The following is a 16,822-nucleotide window of genomic DNA, read 5'->3' as shown; positions in this document are numbered from 1 at the left end:
TTCACTTTGCAATGCCGGGCACTGTACAAATGAATTGGCAATAGCCGATACTCGGCACGTCATCGCCGTTGAGCTGTATCGACGTGCCGCACGAAGGGACCGATATTCGTGGCGCAAAAGGTCGTGGTCACGCTCTTTGACGACATCGACGGCTCGGAAGCGGCGGAAACGATCGCCTTCGGACTCGACGGCAAGTCGTACGAGATCGACCTGAACGAAACCAACGCCAAGAAACTGCGCAAGGCGCTCGCGCCCTACGTCGAGGCCGGCCGCAAGCGGTCGCGGTCCGGCAAGGCGTACAAGCAGACGGAGGTCGCGCCCGACCCGGCGGCCGTCCGCGCCTGGGCCCAGGCCAACAAGATGGACGTCCCGGCCCGCGGACGCATCCCGAAGAAGGTCTACGAGGCGTTCAGCGCCGCGCAGTGAACCCCGCCCAGGGGTGGCGAAGCCCGCGAAGGGGCAGTCCTCAGGGTCCGTCAGCGGACCCTGAGGGCCGCGCACTTGGGCATACCGGGCAGCAGGGGGAGCCGACTTGCGCGACCCCCCTGTTGATCAGCTAATGTCTGGGACACGCCGAGGGGCGAGGCCGAAAAGGCGAAACCCCGAGGAGCGTGCGGGTGTAGTTCAGTAGTAGAACATCCCCCTTCCAGGGGGAAGGCGCAGTGTGCGATTCCTGTCACCCGCTCCGGCACCGGTCGTCACGACCACTCCTGTGGATCAGGTAGGCTGGTGCTCGCACCGATCGGTGGGAGCCGGTCGGGAGCAGTGCGGACGTAGCTCAGTTGGTAGAGCGCAACCTTGCCAAGGTTGAGGTCGCGAGTTCGAGCCTCGTCGTCCGCTCGGAAAAAAAGACCCCGGTCCATCGGACCGGGGTCTTTTCATGCGCGCGGGTGTGTGCGGCGCGATGTGAAGGTCGCCACACCCCCAGGTGCGGAGCCCTCCGACTGCTGGGCGCCGGGCGTCATCGGACGCCAGTGGTCCGGCCGGCCGGTGCGGGGCGCCTACTGCGGGCGTGCGCGGGCTCACCCCCTCCCCGCCGACGCCGGTCGCCGACGCCGACGGCGCACTGGAACCCCGTGCGTGGAGCCGGAGTTGCCCTCGGGGCGCAAGGCCTCCGGGGCCGCCTCGCCGGGCGGCGGAGCCGCGCCGAGGATCGGCCGCGGAGATCGCCGAGCGTACGAACGTCATCGCCGGGCGGCTCCGGACGCGCCCTCCCCGGCCGGCGCGGAACCCGGCGCGCGGGATCGTCGTGCGGCGGTGTGTCTCACGGGGGTGCGGGGTTGGGTATAGTTGCTCTCGCGCCACGGCGCAAGGCGGACGTAGCTCAGTTGGTAGAGCGCAACCTTGCCAAGGTTGAGGTCGCGAGTTCGAGCCTCGTCGTCCGCTCGGGAAGAAGGCCCCGGTCCATCGGACCGGGGCCTTCTCGTTGTCGGGGGGCCTAGCTCCAGGCCATGCCCGTGAGCCGCTCGTACGCCTCGACGTACTTCCGCCGGGTCGCCTCCACGACCTGCGGCGGCAGCGGCGGCGGGGGCTGCTCGCCGCGGCGGTCCCAGCCGGACTCGGCCGAGGTGAGCCAGTCCCGGACGAACTGCTTGTCGTACGACGGCTGGGCTCGGCCCGGCTGCCACTGGTCGGCCGGCCAGAAGCGGGAGGAGTCCGGGGTGAGGACCTCGTCGGCGAGGACGAGCGTGTCCCCGTCGAAGCCGAACTCGAACTTGGTGTCCGCGAGGATGATCCCCCGGTCCCGGGCGATGTCCCGGGCGCGGGAGTACACGGCGAGCGTCATCTGACGCAGCTGGGCGGCGGTGTCGGCGCCGACCTGCCGGGCCACCTCCTCGTAGGAGACGTTCTCGTCGTGCTCGCCGACCTCGGCCTTGGTGGCCGGGGTGAAGATCGGGGCGGGGAGTTCCGAGCCGTCGACGAGGCCTTCGGGGAGGGCGAGGCCGCAGACCGTACGCGACTCGTTGTACTCCAGCAGGCCCGAGCCGGTCAGGTAGCCGCGGGCCACGCACTCGACCGGGACCATCCGCAGCGACCTGCAGACCAGCGTGCGGCCCGCCCAGTCCGCGGGGGCGCCCTCGGGCAGCTCGGTGCTGATCACATGGTTGGGGGCCAGGTCGCGCAGCTGGTCGAACCACCACAGGGAGAGCTGGGTGAGGACACGGCCCTTGTCGGGGATCTCCGTGGGCAGCACCCAGTCGTACGCGGACATGCGGTCGCTGGCGACCATCACGAGGTCGCCCGCCTCGTTCTGGTACAGCTCGCGCACCTTTCCGGTGTGCAGGTGCACCAGGCCCGGAACCTGGATCGGCTCGGGCTTTTCTACGAATCCGGACACGGTTCCTCCCCGTGGGTCTGTCCAAGTGCCTCGATTCTCCCTTATGGGGGCGATGGGTTCCGGCCAGGGGGTCTCGGGCGGGCGTCCAAGGCGGCTCGGGCGGGCGGCCACGGCGGCTCGGGACGGTGGGCCGGAGGGCCGCCGTCGTCGATGGTGGTCGTCAGTCGCGCTTGCAGATGCGGTCCAGGAGGTTGGCCGTGGCGCGCTGGATACGGGGGTCCACATGGCCGGGGCGGTCCAGGGCCGGAGACCAGGCGAAGGTTCCCGAGGCGAAGACCCAGGCGCCGGAAGGGGCGCGGTACAGGGAGGTCTCCTGGTGGCGCGCGACACCGTCGCTGTCGGTGTAGGGAGAGTGGGCGAGCAGGATGCGCTCCTCGTGCACGGGCAGCGGGGCGCGCGGGAAGTACCGGTCGGCCTCGCCCGCGACCAGGCCGGGGATCTCGTCGCCCTCGCGCGCGCCGGTCGCCTCCCACAGCCAGTGGTCGGCGTTGCGGACGATCAGCGGATGCGGCTCGGGCACCCGGCCCGCGTACTGGATGCCGATCAGCTGCTGCTCGGGCCGGTCGATCTCGCGCCACAGCACCGGCTTTCCGGGGCCCTTGCGCTTGCGGCAGGTCAGCAGCCGGTCCGGGACACCGGACGGGGACGGCCCCAGCTCCACCTGCCAGTACATGGTGTTCGCGGAGAGGAAGACCAGCGAGGTCCCCCGGTCGCGTGCCTCCTCCGCGGCCCGGCGCATCGGCACCGACCAGTACTCGTCGTGCCCGGGGAAGACCAGGCCCCGGTAGCGGCCGGGATCGACACGGCCGGCGTGCAGATCGCGGGCCTCGGCGTAGGCGAGGTCGTAGCCGTAGCGCTCGGCCCAGCGGATGAAGTCGTAGGCGTGCCCCACGTGCAGCGGCAGGCCCGCGCCCGCGTACGGGCGGTCGAAGGAGACCGTCGTCGCCGCGTCGGCCTCCCCGAGCAGCCGGCCCTTCTCGTCCCACGCGTGGTACAGGCTGGCGCCCGTACGGCCGTCCTCCGGGTACAGGTTGTACGCCTGCCAGGTGATGTCCGGCAGCAGCAGGAGCAGGTCGGCCGGGTGGTCGTCGCGGATGGTGAACGGCACGTGGGAGCGGTAGCCGTCGGCGGTGGTCAGGACGGCCACATAGGCGCCGATGAGCCAGTGCGAGGGCACCTGGAGGCGCCAGGACAGCCACCAGTGGTGGCAGGAGACCGTGCGGTCGGCGGTCAGCGGCGGGGGCTGGACGATGCCGGACAGCCGCGGGCTGGTGGTGATCTTCGCGGCGCCGTCGCCGCCGTAGTGGCCGATCCGGTAGATGTCGACGCTGAACTCCTGCGGCGGGTCGACCGTGATGTGGAAGTCGATCGCCTCGCCGGGCGCGACCGCGCCGGTGGAGGTGAAGCCCTTGACCTGGCGGTGCACGTCGTCGGCCGAGCGGGGGCCGGGTACGCGCGGCGCGGGACGGGCGGGGCCGACGCCGGTGAGCGGCTGCGGGCTCGGGTCGACGTACCAGGGCACGACGTGGCCGGTGTCGTCGAAGTAGGTCTCGCTGCCGCGCAGCCAGGGCACCGGGCCCTGGCCGAAGGGGTCCGTGACGGCGTGCGCGAGTGCTCCGGACTCCCAGCGGCGGATGTGGTCCGAGGCCATGATCGCTCCCCTCCCTCGTCCCCCGTGTGGTCCTGTCTCGGTGGTGGTCGCCGTGCTCGTCGTGCTCGGTGGTGCGCACACTGCTCGGACGTGCTGTCGTATGTCGCTCGCTCTTGCCAAGTGCGTGGTCGCTCCCAGCACATCACATAACGCACGGGCTCGGTCACTAGTCGTTGCGAATTGACCTGAACTGGAAGACGGGGATCCCCTTCGCAGGTGCTTGCCGGAGTGCGGGAGGCCTGTCGCCTCAGACGAGCCGTACGGGCTTCTCGGGGCGTATTCCGGACGCGGCCAGCCAGTCGCGCAGCGGGCCCGGATCTCCCTCCTCGATCAGGCTGAGCACCTTGGGCGTGAGGTCGGCGGCCCGCTCGCCGCCGACCAGCAGCGAGGGGCCGTCCAGCCAGTCCAGCGCGGGGACCGCGCCGGCGGTGTCGACGGCCGCGCAGCACACCATCGCGGTGACGTGTTCGGTGAGCAACTCACGGGCGGTGCGCGGGGGTTGCAGCGGGAAGAGCGGCAGGCCGCCGTCGTCGTCCCACAGGGCGCGCTCGGTGCTCTGGCCGACGGCGGCCGCACCGCTTCCGCACGTGCCGGCCTCCTCCCGGGCCAGCTCGGCGCTCAGCCCGGCAGCGAGGGTGGCGCTGCGCTCGGTACCGGCGGGTTCATCGGCCACGGGGTCCGGTTCGGCTTCGGGTGCCGGGGCCGGTTCGACGCCGGGTGCCAGGGCCGGTTCAGCTTCGGCGGCCGGGGCCGGCTCGACGTCGGCTGCCCGGTCCGGTTCGACGCCGGGTGCCGGGGCTAGTTCGGCTTCGGGTGCCGGGGCCGGTTCGAGGTCGGCCGACGGGCCCGGCTCGGCATCGGCTGCCCGGTCCGGTTCGGCTTCGAGTGCCGGGGCCGGTTCGGCGTCGAGTCCCTCGGGGAGTCCGGCGTGGGTGGCGTCCGGCTCCGGGGCGCCGGGTGCCTGCCCGGGTTCGGTGTGGGCGGGGGCCGGCTCGGGGTCGCCGGGCGCCTGCGGCGGTTCCGCGGGGGCAGGGGACGGCTGGGGGTCGTCCGGCGCCTGCGGTGATTGAGCGTGGGAGGCGTGCTGGGCTCGGGACTGCGAGGGGCTCGCCGGGGAGGTGGGCCGGGTGGGGGCCGGGGGCTTCGGTATCGCCGTGTTCCTGCCCGGCTCGGTGAGGTGGTCCAGGACGCGGGCCAGGGTGGGGCCACCGGGGTCGGGGTCGGCGGGGTCGAGGGAGGGGCGGACGCCGAGGGAATCCAGAACGCGGTGCAGTCGGGCCGCGTTCGCACGCCATGTGCGGTCCACGACCTCCTCCGGATACGTCTGCCAGTCCACCGGCGCCCAGTCCGGGCCGGGCTCCGCCGGGCCGCCGTGGAAGAGGCGGGCGGCCAGCAGGGACGCGGCCTCGTCCACCGCGCCCGGCTCCTCCAGCAGGTCGCACGCGGGACGCTCGCCGAGCCGGGAGGTGAAACCCTCGGCCAGGCGGTCGCGCCGTGACAGCTCGGTGAGCGCCGCCACCACGCCCGCGTCGAGCCCCGACGGCCAGCGGCCCATCCGCCAGGCGGGCAGCGCCACCCGGGTCAGCAGCCGGTCCCAGCCGGCGTAGGCGAGGCCGACCTGCTCCTGGGCGACGATCCGCAGGCCGTAGTCCACGGCCTGGGCGCGCTCGGCCGCCGCCGCAGCGACCCCGCGCTCCATCTGCGTCGCGTGTTCGCGGCAGCCGCGCAGCAGCAGCCGGGCCACCCAGCCGAGGGCCGCGCACAGGCCGCGGGTCAGCGGGCAGCGGCCCGGCGTCGCGGCGACCGCGACCGCCGCGTCCAGACCGCGCACGAAGCGCCGGGCGGCCGCTATGTCGGGGTGCGCCGACGGGCCCGTACCGGCGATGACCGGGGCGAGGACCGCGCGCAGCTCGCCGACCCGCATCCACCACAGGAACGGGGAGCCGATGACCAGCACCGGGGCGGCCGGAGCGCGGCGGCGGCCCGGGCCCGCCGTCTCGTCCTCGTCGGACGCGGGGCGCGCGGGCGGGCCGTGGGCCGAGTGCGTACGGTCCTCCAGCCAGCTGTCGCAGTCCGGGGTGAGCGCTATGGCCGAGGGCACCGGCACGTCCAGCCGGTCGGCCAGGTCGCGCACCATCCGGTACAGGTCCGGGGCGGACTCCTCCGGGATCGGCACCGTCGGGCTGACGGCGGGGCGGGCCCGGGAGACGACCAGGGCGAAACCGGCGGCGGCCAGCAGCACCAGCACGGCGAGCACGCCCACGACCAGCCGGGCCGTGTCCCAGCCCCGGCCGACGAGGTGGCCGGTGGCACCGCCCGCAAGCAGGATCACCGCGACGGCTGCGGGCAGCACGGCCGCGGCCAGCGCCCGGCCACGGACCCGCAGGACGGCCAGGGCCCTGGAACGCGCGGCCTGCGCGCCCATCTCCGCACCGATTCCGGTCACGTCCGGCCCTCACCCCCTCGCTGCCGATGCCGGGCTTTCCTGGTGATGCTCACTCCCCCACTGTGGCACCCGCCACTGACATCGCAATGCCGGTGGGCCAAGTGCCGGAAAGCTTGCGCGGCACCCTAGTTGGGGCCCCGGCCCCCGTCATCCGTATGGGCGGCCGCTCACTCGATGGAATGGCTTTGGTCAGAGGTGCGTGACAGACAGCAAAGATCAGGCCCCGGATCGGGGATCCGGGGCCTGGGTACGGCTGTCGCGTGGGCAACCGGCACGGCAAGCGCAGGTCAGGCGGCTGGGCGCCTGACCGCGGCGCGCATGGGTCAGGTCGTCGGCGCCTGGTCCGCCTGGGTGGCCTGTGCCGCCTTCGCGGCGATGTCGGTGCGGTGCTGGGAGCCGTCCAGACGGATCCGGCCCACCGCCCGGTACGCCCGCTCTCGGGCCTCGGTCAGGTCCGCGCCGGTGGCGGTGACGGACAGCACGCGCCCGCCCGCGCTGACGACGCGGTCGCCGTCCCGCTTGGTGCCGGCGTGCAGCACGTACGCGTGCGGGGCGTCCTCGGCGGCCACCTCGTCCAGGCCGGCGATCGGGTCGCCGGTGCGCGGGGTACCGGGGTAGTTGTGCGAGGCGACGACGACCGTGACGGCCGCGTCCTCGTTCCAGCGCAGCGGCTCCAGATCGGCGAGGTGGCCGGTGGCGGCGGCCATGAGCAGGCCGGCCAGCGGGGTCTTCAGCCGGGCCAGCACGACCTGGGTCTCCGGGTCGCCGAAGCGGGCGTTGAACTCGATCACCCGGACACCGCGGCTGGTGATGGCCAGGCCCGCGTAGAGCAGCCCGGAGAAGGGGGTGCCGCGGCGGTGCAGTTCGTCGACGGTCGGCTGCAGGACCGTCTGGAGCACCTCGTCGACCAGCTTCGGGTCCGCCCAGGGCAACGGGGAGTAGGCGCCCATGCCGCCGGTGTTCGGGCCCTGGTCGCCGTCGAGGGCGCGCTTGAAGTCCTGGGCGGGCTGGAGCGGTACGACCGTCTCGCCGTCGGTGACCGCGAAGAGGGACACCTCGGGGCCGTCGAGGAACTCCTCGATGACGACCCGGTCGCAGGCGGCGGCGTGCGCCTTGGCGGCGTCCAGGTCGTCGGTGACGACGACGCCCTTGCCGGCGGCGAGGCCGTCGTCCTTGACGACGTAGGGGGCGCCGAAGGCGTCGAGGGCCTCGGCGACCTCCTCGGCGGTGGTGCAGACGTACGACCGGGCGGTCGGCACTCCCGCCGCCGCCATCACGTCCTTGGCGAAGGCCTTGGAGCCCTCCAGCTGCGCGGCCTCCTTGGAGGGGCCGAACACCGGGATGCCCGCCGCGCGCACGGCGTCGGCCACGCCGGCGACCAGCGGGGCCTCCGGGCCGACGACGACCAGGTCGGCGCCGAGGCCTGCGGCCAGCTCGGCGACCGCCGTGCCGTCGAGCGCGTCGACGGGGTGCAGCTCGGCCACCTCCGCGATGCCGGCGTTGCCGGGGGCGCAGTGCAGCGCGGTGACGTCGGGGTCGAGGGACAGGGAGCGGCACAGGGCGTGTTCGCGGGCGCCGCCGCCGATGACGAGGACCTTCACGGGGTCAGCCTAATGGCAAGGTTGCCGAAGGCCGGGGGCCGGGATTGTTGGGCTTTCCTCCAAAGCGGCCCCGGTGCCGGCCGCTCGTCTACTCGTTCGAGAACTCCTCCACCACCGTCGCCCCCAGCTCGCGGACGATCAGTTCGTGCCCGGAGAGGGCCGACTCGTCCAGGTCGGGGTCGTCGTCCTCGGGGATGTCGTCCTCGGGGGCGACCGGCGGGGGCTCGGGGGCGGGGGCAGGCGCCGGCGGGGCGCTCGTGGGACCGGGCTGCGAGGGCGCCGGCGCCTGCGGTGCCGGCTGGGGGGCGGCTTGGCGGGGTGCGGCCGGGGCGCCGTAGCCGCCGGAGCCCCCGGCGGGCGCGCCGCCGTAGCCGCCTCCGCCGCCGAAGCCGGAGCCTCCGGCGGGCAGAGGTGCGGAACCGCCGCCGGACGGGTCGACGATCGCCTCGATCTTCCACTGCACGTTGAACTGCTCGGCCAGCGCCGCCCGCAGCACGTCCTCGCTGCCGCTGCCGGCGAAGTTGTCACGCGCACCGGCGTTCACGAAGCCGAGCTGGAGGGTGGTGCCGTCGAATCCGGTCACCTGGGCGTTCTGGCTGAGCAGGATCCAGGTGAAGCGGCGGCGGTTCTTGACCGCCTCCAGGATGTTCGGCCACAGCATGCGGGGGTCGAGGCCGCCGGCGGGGGCGGCGGCGGGCGCGGCCGGGGATGCCGGGCCGGAAGCGGGCGCCGAGGACTGCTGCGGGGCTGCCTGGGCGCGGCCCGGTGCCTGACCCTGCGGCGCGCCGCCCGCCGGCGCCGCGGCCGTGGGCCAGCCGCCGGGGCGCCGGCCGCTACCGGCGGCAGCGGGCGTCGGCCACGCACCCGGAGCGGACGCACCGCCGGCCGCCGCCGGTGCCTGGGCACCGGAGGCGGGAACAGGAGCAGGGGCGGCGGGGCTGGCCGGGGCAGCCTCCGCCGGAGACTGGGCCGGAGCCGGCACCGGCGCCGCTGGACCCGCGGGCGCGGGAGCGGGAGCGGGAGCGACCGGAGCCGGGCCACCGGCACCAGGGCCTCCCGCCCCGGGACCACCGGCACCAGGGCCCCCGGCACCAGGACCAGCCACACCAGGACCGCCCACTCCAGGACCACCGGCACCCGGACCAGCCACGCCAGGACCGCCCGCTCCAGGACCACCGGCACCAGGACCGCCAACTCCCGAACCAACGGCACCAGGTCCCGCGCCTCCGGGCCCGCCCCCCGGTCCCCCGGCCGCTCGTACTGCCGCGCGGGCAGCCGCCGGGCCGGTGCCGGGGGGTACGGAGGGCATGGGGGCGCCGCCGTGGGCGTCCGGGCCGGGGGCGTAGCCCATGGCGGGGGCGCCGGTGCCGGACGAGAACTGGACGCCGCGTTCGAGGCGGTCGAGGCGGGCCATCACCGAGCGCTCGTCGCCGTAGGCGGCGGGGAGCAGCACGCGGGCGCAGATCAGTTCCAGCTGGAGGCGGGGCGAGGTGGCGCCGCGCATCTCGGTCAGGCCGGCGTTGACGAGGTCGGCGGCGCGGCTCAGCTCGGCGGCGCCGAACGTGGAGGCCTGGGCCTGCATGCGCTCCAGGACATCGGCCGGTGCGTCCAGCAGTCCCTTCTCCACGGCGTCCGGGACGGCGGCGAGGATCACCAGGTCGCGGAGCCGCTCGAGCAGGTCGGCGACGAAGCGGCGCGGGTCGTTGCCGCCCTCGATGACACGGTCGACGACCTCGAAGGCGGCGGCGCCGTCACCGGTGGCGAAGGCCTCGACGACGGAGTCGAGGAGGGAGCCGTCGGTGTAGCCGAGCAGGGAGGTGGCCATGGCATACGTCACACCCTGCTCACCGGCGCCGGCGAGGAGCTGGTCCATGACGGACATGGAGTCACGCACGGACCCGGCGCCCGCGCGCACGACCAGCGGCAGGACGCCGTCCTCGACCGGGATGGCCTCCTTCTGGCACACCTCGGCGAGGTAGTCCCGCAGGGTGCCCGGCGGGACGAGCCGGAAGGGGTAGTGATGCGTACGCGACCGGATGGTGCCGATGACCTTCTCGGGCTCGGTGGTCGCGAAGATGAACTTCAGATGCTCCGGCGGCTCCTCGACGACCTTCAGCAGCGCGTTGAAGCCGGCCGACGTGACCATGTGGGCCTCGTCGATGATGTAGATCTTGTACCGGCTGCTCGCGGGGCCGAAGAACGCCTTCTCGCGCAGCTCACGGGCGTCGTCCACACCACCGTGAGAGGCCGCGTCGATCTCGATGACGTCGATCGAGCCGGGTCCGTTGCGCGCGAGGTCGCGGCAGGACTGGCACTCGCCGCAGGGGGTCGGGGTGGGACCCTTCTCACAGTTCAGGCAGCGGGCCAGGATCCGTGCGCTGGTCGTCTTGCCGCAGCCGCGCGGCCCGCTGAACAGGTACGCGTGATTGACCCGGTTGTTCCGCAGCGCCTGCTGCAGCGGGTCGGTGACATGCTCCTGCCCGATGACCTCGGCAAAGGTCTCCGGGCGATAGCGGCGGTACAGCGCGAGAGACGACACGCATACGAGGTTATAGGCGGCCACTGACAACCGGTCCCGGCCGCGGGCCCCGGGAACGCGAGCGCCCCCCACGCACCCGCCAGAGCCAACCTACCCTTGCTGCCTTCCGGCCCTGGGGGAGTTCAGTCAGATAGCGCCGCGTGAGGGGCTGCGCCCAGAGTACCCGATCGCGGCCTGCGGACCGCAATCGACGGGGGCCTGCGGGAACGGGTTCGCAAGCACTCCCCTCGGTCATGTAATGTTTCCGGCGGAGGATTCGCCTAGAGGCCTAGGGCGCACGCTTGGAAAGCGTGTTGGGGGCAACCCCTCACGAGTTCGAATCTCGTATCCTCCGCCAGCCCAGAGGGCCGGACCGCGAAAGTGGTCCGGCCCTCTGGCGTTGCGGCTTCGAAGTCGGGGCCCGCTCCGGCCGTCCCACTCCCCTGCGCCGCCCACTCCCCTGCGCCGCCCGCGCCCACCCCGCCTACCGCGTCACCCGCACCGGCGCCGACACCGTCACCTGGTCCAGTTCCGACAGCCGGACCGTGACCTTCAGTGTCCAGGTGCCCGGGAGGGGGAGATCGAAGGAGTCGGCGCCCCAGTAGCCGCCCCGGTCGGTGACCCTGGTGTCGAGGGGGCCGATCCGCTGGGCTCGGAGGCTGAGGGTGACCCGGAGTTCGGGGACCGTGGACAGGCCGCCGTCGGGGCCGTAGACCACCGCCTGCACGGAGGTGCGGCCGACCCGGCCCGGGTCCAGGGTGACCTGGACGCTGCCGTGGCCGCCGGCGCCGGCGTCGAAGGGGATCGTGGTGACGGAGGCCGTCGGGATGCCGGCCGCCGGAGTCGCGGCCGCCGCGGTCTCCCCGGCCGCCCTGCCGGGGGCCGTGCTGGTCAGGAGGGTCGTCAGGGCCAGGACCACCGCCGCGACGGCCGCCTCGGCCAGCACCGAGCGGCGCAGGATGTCCAAGGGCGGCGGCGGGGGCGGGGCCGGGGGTTCCGCCGGGAGCGGGGGGCCTGTCGCCGGTTCGGGGACGCGGGCCGCGGCGGCTCGGGGTACGTGGGCCGCGCGGGTCGTCCAGGCCCGGGAGCAGGCCGCCGCCAGGAGGAGCGCGGTGACCGCCGCCAGCTTGGCCAGCAGGGTCCGGCCGTACGTCGTGCCGCTGAGCGCCTGCCAGGAACCGAGGCCCCGCCAGGACTGGTAGACGCCGGTCACGACCAGGACCGTCACCGAGGCGAAGGCCAGGCGGGAGAAACGGGCCAGGGTGGTGAGGGAGGTGCGCCGCAGGGTGCGCAGGACGGCCGCCAGACCGCCCACCCACGCCGCCATGGCCAGCAGGTGCAGGGTGGCGGAGGCGATGGCCAGGGGCACCTGGACGCCCGCCGAGGCGTGGTCGGACGCCGTCCAGGTCAGGGCGAGCGGGACGGACACGGCGGCCGCCACGGCGAGCGTCGTACGGCGCGGGAGTCTTCTGCGCCGGGCACGCAGGAGCGCGATGACGGTCCCGGCCAGGGTCAGCAGCGCAAGCCGGAGGAGCAGGAGCGCGCCGGGGCGGGTGCCGGCCGTGTGGGTGAGCGCGCCGAGGGAGACGGCGGGCGACGTGCCCTCCTCGTACGGGGCGCGCAGGACGTACAGCGCGGTCGTCGTGCCGAGCAGGGTCCAGGCGGCGGCCAGCACGGGGGTGCGCAGCGGGGCCGCCGTCGGCGGGCGGCAGTACCCCACGAACGCCGTCGTGCCGAGGAGGACGGCCACGGCGAGGTAGGCGAGGTAGCGGGCGATGTTGTACAGGGCGGCGGTGGCGGGGTTCTCGGTGCGGTCGGGGACCGGGCTGGCCGTGGTCGCCGTGCGCTTGCCGACCGAGAAGGTGAACGCGCCGGACACCGGGTGGCTGTCCGCCGACACCACCCGCCAGGCCACCGTGTACGTGCCGCCGGTGAGCCGGGCGGGCAGGGCGGCGCGGACCGTGTCCGAGCCGTCGGCGTGCCCGGCGGGGCCCGTGCGCAGCCGGTGGTTGGCGGGGTCGTAGACGCGCAGGGAGTCGGTGAGCAGGCCGACCGACTCGGTGAAGGTCAGGGTGATGTGCCGGGGGGCCGTGCGCAGGACGGTTCCGTCGGCCGGGTCGGTCGCCCGCAGGGCCGCGTGGGCGGACGCGGGGGCCGCCGTACCGATCAGGAGGAGCAGCAGGCCCGTGCAGAGCAGGGTGAACCGTCGTGCCCATCGCCGTCGCCGGTCGCGCACCCGCACGTCGTCGCCTCCTTCACCGCGTGCCCCGTATGAGTACGCAGGCACCGGCCGCAGTGCTCAGCGTGCCGTCCGCTCCAGGAAGGCCAGTTGGGCGTGCTTCTCCGGCAGGTACACGTCCGGGAGGTCCACCTCGGGCAGCACGACCCGCGGGCCGCGTACGAAGCCCTGGCGTTCGAAGCGGGCGATCGCTCCGGTGTTGCGCACGTCCGGGTCGACCACGATTCTGCGCCGGTCCAGGACCCGCAGCGCGTACGTCGTCAGCACCGTCAGCAGCGCCGAACTCCAGCCGGGGAGCGGGCCGTCGGGGCCGGGCGGGGCGAGGAGGACGTGGACGCCGAGGTCGCCGGGGAGGACGTCGTAGCACTCGCCGACCCGGTCGGCGGCCGGCTCGTACGTCTGGAACAGGGCCGCCGGTACGCCGTCCTTGGTGACGAGGTGGGCGTGGTGGGTGTCGAGGCCGGCCATGTGGGCGTAGAGCTCGGCGACCTGGTCCCGGGTGAGGCCGTTCATGCCCCAGAAGACGGCGCGTTCCTCGCTCACCCAGGCGTGGACGACGTCCGCGTCGGACGCCGGGTCGAGGGGGCGGATGCGGACGGTGCCGAAACCGTCGACGTGCCGTTCGTGCAGGGCGGTCATCGGGTCCCCTCGGTGTCGTTGTCAGCGGTGTCTGTGTCAGCGGTGTCTGTGTCGGGGTCGCGGGTGAGCAGGGTCCAGTCGGTGCTGACGTGGACCAGTTCTGCCCTGAGCCACAAGGGGAGTTGGTCGCGGTGGTGCGGGCTGCCGGGGACGCCGTCCGCGCCGAAGGGGACGATCCAGCGGCTGGCCGCGCGGTCGGCGAGGTCCCAGACGTAGCGGGCGGCGGGACCGCGGGCGGCGCCGTCGGTCAGGCCGGGGACGGCGGAGGTGGACAGCACGCAGTCGTGGTCGCCGGCGAGACCGGGCTCCCGGTCGTCCCCCGCTGCGTCCGGGAGCGCCCGCCAGGGGGTGAGGCGGTGCCTGTCGGCCCATGTGCCGGCCGGTGGCCCGGCGGCCACCTCCTCGAGGGCCGCGCGGACCGCGGCCGGGCGGTCGATGCCGTACAACTCCTCGGCGCGCAGCAGGTGTTCGAGGGCGAGGCCGATGCGCGGCACGAGCGCCAGCCAGGGGAGCAGGACCTCCGGGTAAGCCGGGGGTTCGGCCAGCGGCGCGAACACGGGGTGGGCGGCGAGCCGGCGTACGACGGCGCCGCGGACCGCCGCGTAGAGGGCCGCGTCGGTGCTGCCGGCGTCCATGCGGCGGTCCCAGGCGAGCAGGCGGTCGCGCAGGCGGGCCGCGGCGGAGGTGAGGCCGTCGAGGGCGGCGAGGTGGTCGAGGAGGGGGGCGGCGGAGGCGAGGTGGGTGTCGGTGTGGACGGCCGGCATGGCGTCGGCGGTCCAGGCGGGGCGCCGGCTCAGGAGGGCGCGGATGCGGTCGGCGCGGTGCGGCGGGGCGAACTCGACGCCGAGGGGGGCGGCGAGGCCGCGCTCGTTCGCCATCACCGCGATGCCGTCCTCGACGGGGGCGTACGGCGTCTCGTGCCGGCCCTGCCAGTCGTGGCCTGGCCGCCAGGCGGGGACCGGGTGCAGGAGGTTGGCCCGTGCGCGGACCGGTACCCGGCCGGCGACGCGGTGCAGGGTGCCGCCCCGGGTGTCGGCGGCCTGGACGACGTTGACGGGCTCGGCCCAGGAGTCCAGGGCGCGGTCCACGTCCTGGACCGTGCGGGCGCGCAGCAGGGGGAGGAGGGCGCTGAAGCCGAGGTCGTCCGTGACGCGGGGCGGGTAGCGGAGTGCGAGCGCCTCGGCTTCGCCGTCGTCCCGGCCGGTGTCCCCACCGGCACCGCCCGCGCCGCTTCCGACTCCGGGTGCGGGTGGCCCCGGTGGGACGTCCTCGCCGCCGGCGGGCTGCGGGCCGTACGACGACTCGGCGCCGGAGTCCGCCGCCGGACCGTCCCCGCCGACGCCGGCGCACCACGCCTCCAGGCCCTCCGGGCCGCCGGCGATCACCGGGCCCCTGTCCGTCTCGATCACCTCGATCTCGATCGGCGGCTCTCCGGCGATCTCCACCGTCTCCGTGTGCCGTGGGGCGCGGTGCCAGTGGCCGTCGGGACCGAGGGCCTGGACGCCGGCGCCGGTGCGGCGCAGGCGCTCGCGGTAGAGGTCCTGGTAGTCGGCCATGGCGTTGGTGATGGCCCAGGCGACGGTGCCGGTGTGTCCGAAGTGGGCGATGCCGGGGACACCGGGCACGGCGAGGCCGACGACGTCGAACTCGGGGCAGGACAGGTGGATCTGCTGGTAGACGCCGGGGTCCTCGATGAAGCGGTGCGGGTCGCCCGCGATCAGGGCGTGGCCGGTGGCGGTACGCGCGCCGGTGACGAGCCAGCCGTTGCTGCCCGCGGTGCCGCGGCCGTCGGCGGCGAACAGGGGTACGGCGTCGGGGCCGAGGTGCCGTATCGCCTGCTCGCGCCAGAGCTTGGCCGGGAACCCCGCGAACAGCAGATGCGTGGCGAGCCAGACGCCGAGCGGGGTCCAGGGCCGCCAGCGCCCGGGGGTGAGGCCGGTGCGGGCGAACTCGGGCGCCCGGGCGGCGCCGGCGGGCAGGCCCTCGTTGACGCCGTCGACGTAACAGCGCACCCAGCCGGCCGTCTCGGGGTCCCGGTGTTCCAGTGCGGTGAAGCAGCGGCGGGCGGTGTCGTCGAGGCGGGCCCGGCGGGCGAGGACGTCCCAGGAGAGGGCGCCGGCGCCGAGGAAGGCGGCCGAGGTGCCCTGCGAGCGGTGCCGTTCGACCTCCAGCTGCCAGGCGCGGTCCCGTGCGGTCACCCGGCCCTGGGCGCGGGCGAGTTCGCGGGCGCCGGACGCCCGTAGATGGGGAATGCCCCAGGCGTCGCGGTACGTCTCGATGGCCACCGGGAGCTCCTCCGAACCGTCTTTTGGACTACTTATTAGGTAAGCCTTCCCTAACTCCTCTGTGAAGGGATCGTACGCGAGAGCGGTCCGACGCGCGCCGCCGCCTCGCGCGCGGGATCATCGGCGCATGGACGTCACCCTGCATCTCGCCCAGGAACCGGAGGCCGACGCGCTGCTCGGACGGTCCCCGTTGGCCGCGCTCACCGGGATGCTGCTGGACCAGCAGGTGCCGATGGAGTGGGCGTTCAAGGGCCCCCGGACCATCGCCGACCGGCTCGGCGCCGGACCCTCCGGAGACCTCGACGCGCACGACATCGCCGCGATGGACCCGGAGGCCTTCGCCGCGCTGCTCGCCGAGAAGCCGGCCGTGCACCGCTACCCCGGCTCGATGGCCAAGCGCATCCAGCAGCTGTGCCAGTACCTCGTGGAGCACTACGACGGTGACGCGGAGGCCATCTGGCGGGACGTGCCCAGCGGCTCCGAGCTGCTGAAGCGACTGGAGGACCTCCCCGGCTTCGGCAAGCAGAAGGCCCAGATCTTCCTCGCCCTGCTCGGCAAGCAACTCGGGGTCACCCCCGAGGGCTGGCGCGAGGCGGCGGGGGCGTACGGCGAACGCGGCTCCTTCAGATCGGTCGCCGACATCACCGGGCCGGAGTCCCTGACCAAGGTCAGGGCACACAAACAGGAACTGAAGGCGGCAGCCAAGGCAGCGAAGGCCTCCGGCGGCTAGCCGCCCGGGCCGGCGAGACCGGGTGCAACGGGGCGGGGCGACGATGGCCTGCCTCGGGTTGAGCCGAGCCGGGCGGTGAAGACCTGCCACGGTTAGCGCGGGGCCGGGCAGCGGAGGCCTCATCCGGGGCGGTTGAAGCCGGGCAGCGACGGCCTGCCGCGGGTAGGGCCAGGCCGAGCGACGAAGACCTCGGCCGGGGCGGCGAACCGGTGAACCCGGCCGGTGAAGCCCTACCCGAGCAGAGCGGAGCCGGGCGGCGGACGCTTTTTTTTGGGGGCGGTGGCGCTCCAGGATGCGGAGACCATTCGCGGGGAGGACCGCGGGCACGGCAGGCCGTGCCCCCTGCGGCCGGCGGAGCCGGTATGTCGGCGGGGC

10 protein-coding genes, 4 tRNA genes and 1 other RNA gene are annotated in these 16,822 nt (G+C 74.3%); 6 read left to right on the top strand and 9 right to left on the bottom strand.

Translation table 11 applies throughout. The features are described from left to right. Window positions 1-108 precede the first annotated feature (108 nt). From ACGFZN_RS10565 to ACGFZN_RS10550, 4 genes are all read left to right on the top strand, one after another. Window positions 109-426 carry an Lsr2 family protein gene (locus ACGFZN_RS10565; protein ID WP_031164632.1) on the top strand — a complete coding sequence of 106 codons (318 nt, stop codon included), beginning with the start codon at window positions 109-111 and terminating at the stop codon, window positions 424-426. A 187-nt stretch (window positions 427-613) separates the two neighbouring features. Then, window positions 614-685, top strand: a tRNA-Gly gene (locus tag ACGFZN_RS10560). An 82-nt stretch (window positions 686-767) separates the two neighbouring features. Continuing rightward, window positions 768-840: transfer RNA gene (locus ACGFZN_RS10555), tRNA-Gly, on the top strand. A 473-nt stretch (window positions 841-1,313) separates the two neighbouring features. Further along, window positions 1,314-1,386 (top strand) — tRNA-Gly (locus ACGFZN_RS10550). A 52-nt stretch (window positions 1,387-1,438) separates the two neighbouring features. Here the strand turns inward: ACGFZN_RS10550 and ACGFZN_RS10545 are convergent. The 6 genes from ACGFZN_RS10545 to ffs all read right to left on the bottom strand — a co-directional run bounded on the left by ACGFZN_RS10545 (window position 1,439) and on the right by ffs (window position 10,728). Continuing rightward, window positions 1,439-2,338, bottom strand: coding sequence for a phosphoribosylaminoimidazolesuccinocarboxamide synthase (locus tag ACGFZN_RS10545; RefSeq protein ID WP_393858062.1), 900 nt, complete (start codon window positions 2,336-2,338; stop codon window positions 1,439-1,441). A gap of 160 nt (window positions 2,339-2,498) precedes the next feature. After that, window positions 2,499-3,989 carry a N,N-dimethylformamidase beta subunit family domain-containing protein gene (locus ACGFZN_RS10540; protein WP_393858061.1) on the bottom strand — a complete coding sequence of 497 codons (1,491 nt, stop codon included), beginning with the start codon at window positions 3,987-3,989 and terminating at the stop codon, window positions 2,499-2,501. A gap of 247 nt (window positions 3,990-4,236) precedes the next feature. Continuing rightward, the gene (locus ACGFZN_RS10535; protein WP_393858060.1) at window positions 4,237-6,435 is read right to left on the bottom strand and encodes a hypothetical protein; all 2,199 of its coding nucleotides are present in this window, start codon (window positions 6,433-6,435) and stop codon (window positions 4,237-4,239) included. 323 nt (window positions 6,436-6,758) lie between these two features. Continuing rightward, window positions 6,759-8,036: a phosphoribosylamine--glycine ligase gene (gene purD / locus ACGFZN_RS10530; RefSeq protein WP_393858059.1), complete on the bottom strand. Its 1,278-nt coding sequence runs from the start codon at window positions 8,034-8,036 to the stop codon at window positions 6,759-6,761. Between the two features lie 88 nt (window positions 8,037-8,124). Beyond that, complete coding sequence (locus tag ACGFZN_RS10525; RefSeq protein WP_393858058.1) at window positions 8,125-10,575, bottom strand: DNA polymerase III subunit gamma and tau; 2,451 nt, start codon at window positions 10,573-10,575, stop codon at window positions 8,125-8,127. A 54-nt stretch (window positions 10,576-10,629) separates the two neighbouring features. Then, window positions 10,630-10,728: signal recognition particle sRNA small type (gene ffs, locus ACGFZN_RS10520), an RNA gene on the bottom strand. Between the two features lie 96 nt (window positions 10,729-10,824). Between ffs and ACGFZN_RS10515 the strand changes: the two genes are divergently transcribed. Further along, window positions 10,825-10,912, top strand: a tRNA-Ser gene (locus ACGFZN_RS10515). Window positions 10,913-11,038: 126 nt separating this feature from the next. On the opposite strand, the gene ACGFZN_RS10510 is transcribed toward ACGFZN_RS10515, so the two are convergent. From ACGFZN_RS10510 to ACGFZN_RS10500, 3 genes are read right to left on the bottom strand one after another with little or no spacing between them, the layout of a single operon-like run. After that, entirely contained in the window at window positions 11,039-12,796 is a 1,758-nt protein-coding gene (locus tag ACGFZN_RS10510) for a copper resistance protein CopC (RefSeq protein WP_393858057.1), read from the bottom strand. 57 nt (window positions 12,797-12,853) lie between these two features. After that, the gene (locus ACGFZN_RS10505) at window positions 12,854-13,432 is read right to left on the bottom strand and encodes a GNAT family N-acetyltransferase (protein ID WP_393858056.1); all 579 of its coding nucleotides are present in this window, start codon (window positions 13,430-13,432) and stop codon (window positions 12,854-12,856) included. After that, the gene (locus tag ACGFZN_RS10500) at window positions 13,429-15,717 is read right to left on the bottom strand and encodes a penicillin acylase family protein (RefSeq protein WP_393858055.1); all 2,289 of its coding nucleotides are present in this window, start codon (window positions 15,715-15,717) and stop codon (window positions 13,429-13,431) included. Before ACGFZN_RS10500 ends, ACGFZN_RS10505 begins: the two co-directional genes overlap by 4 nt. 127 nt (window positions 15,718-15,844) lie before the next feature. Between ACGFZN_RS10500 and ACGFZN_RS10495 the strand changes: the two genes are divergently transcribed. After that, a complete protein-coding gene (locus ACGFZN_RS10495; RefSeq protein WP_393858054.1) occupies window positions 15,845-16,447 on the top strand; it encodes an HhH-GPD-type base excision DNA repair protein in 603 nt (200 codons plus the stop codon). Window positions 16,448-16,822: the final 375 nt, after the last annotated feature.

The sequence above is a fragment of the Streptomyces sp. NPDC048192 genome (assembly GCF_043202415.1).
Taxonomy (GTDB): Bacteria; Actinomycetota; Actinomycetes; order Streptomycetales; family Streptomycetaceae; genus Streptomyces.
Note: the sequence above shows the minus strand (reverse complement) of the source record. Positions and strands in the feature narration are given on the sequence as shown.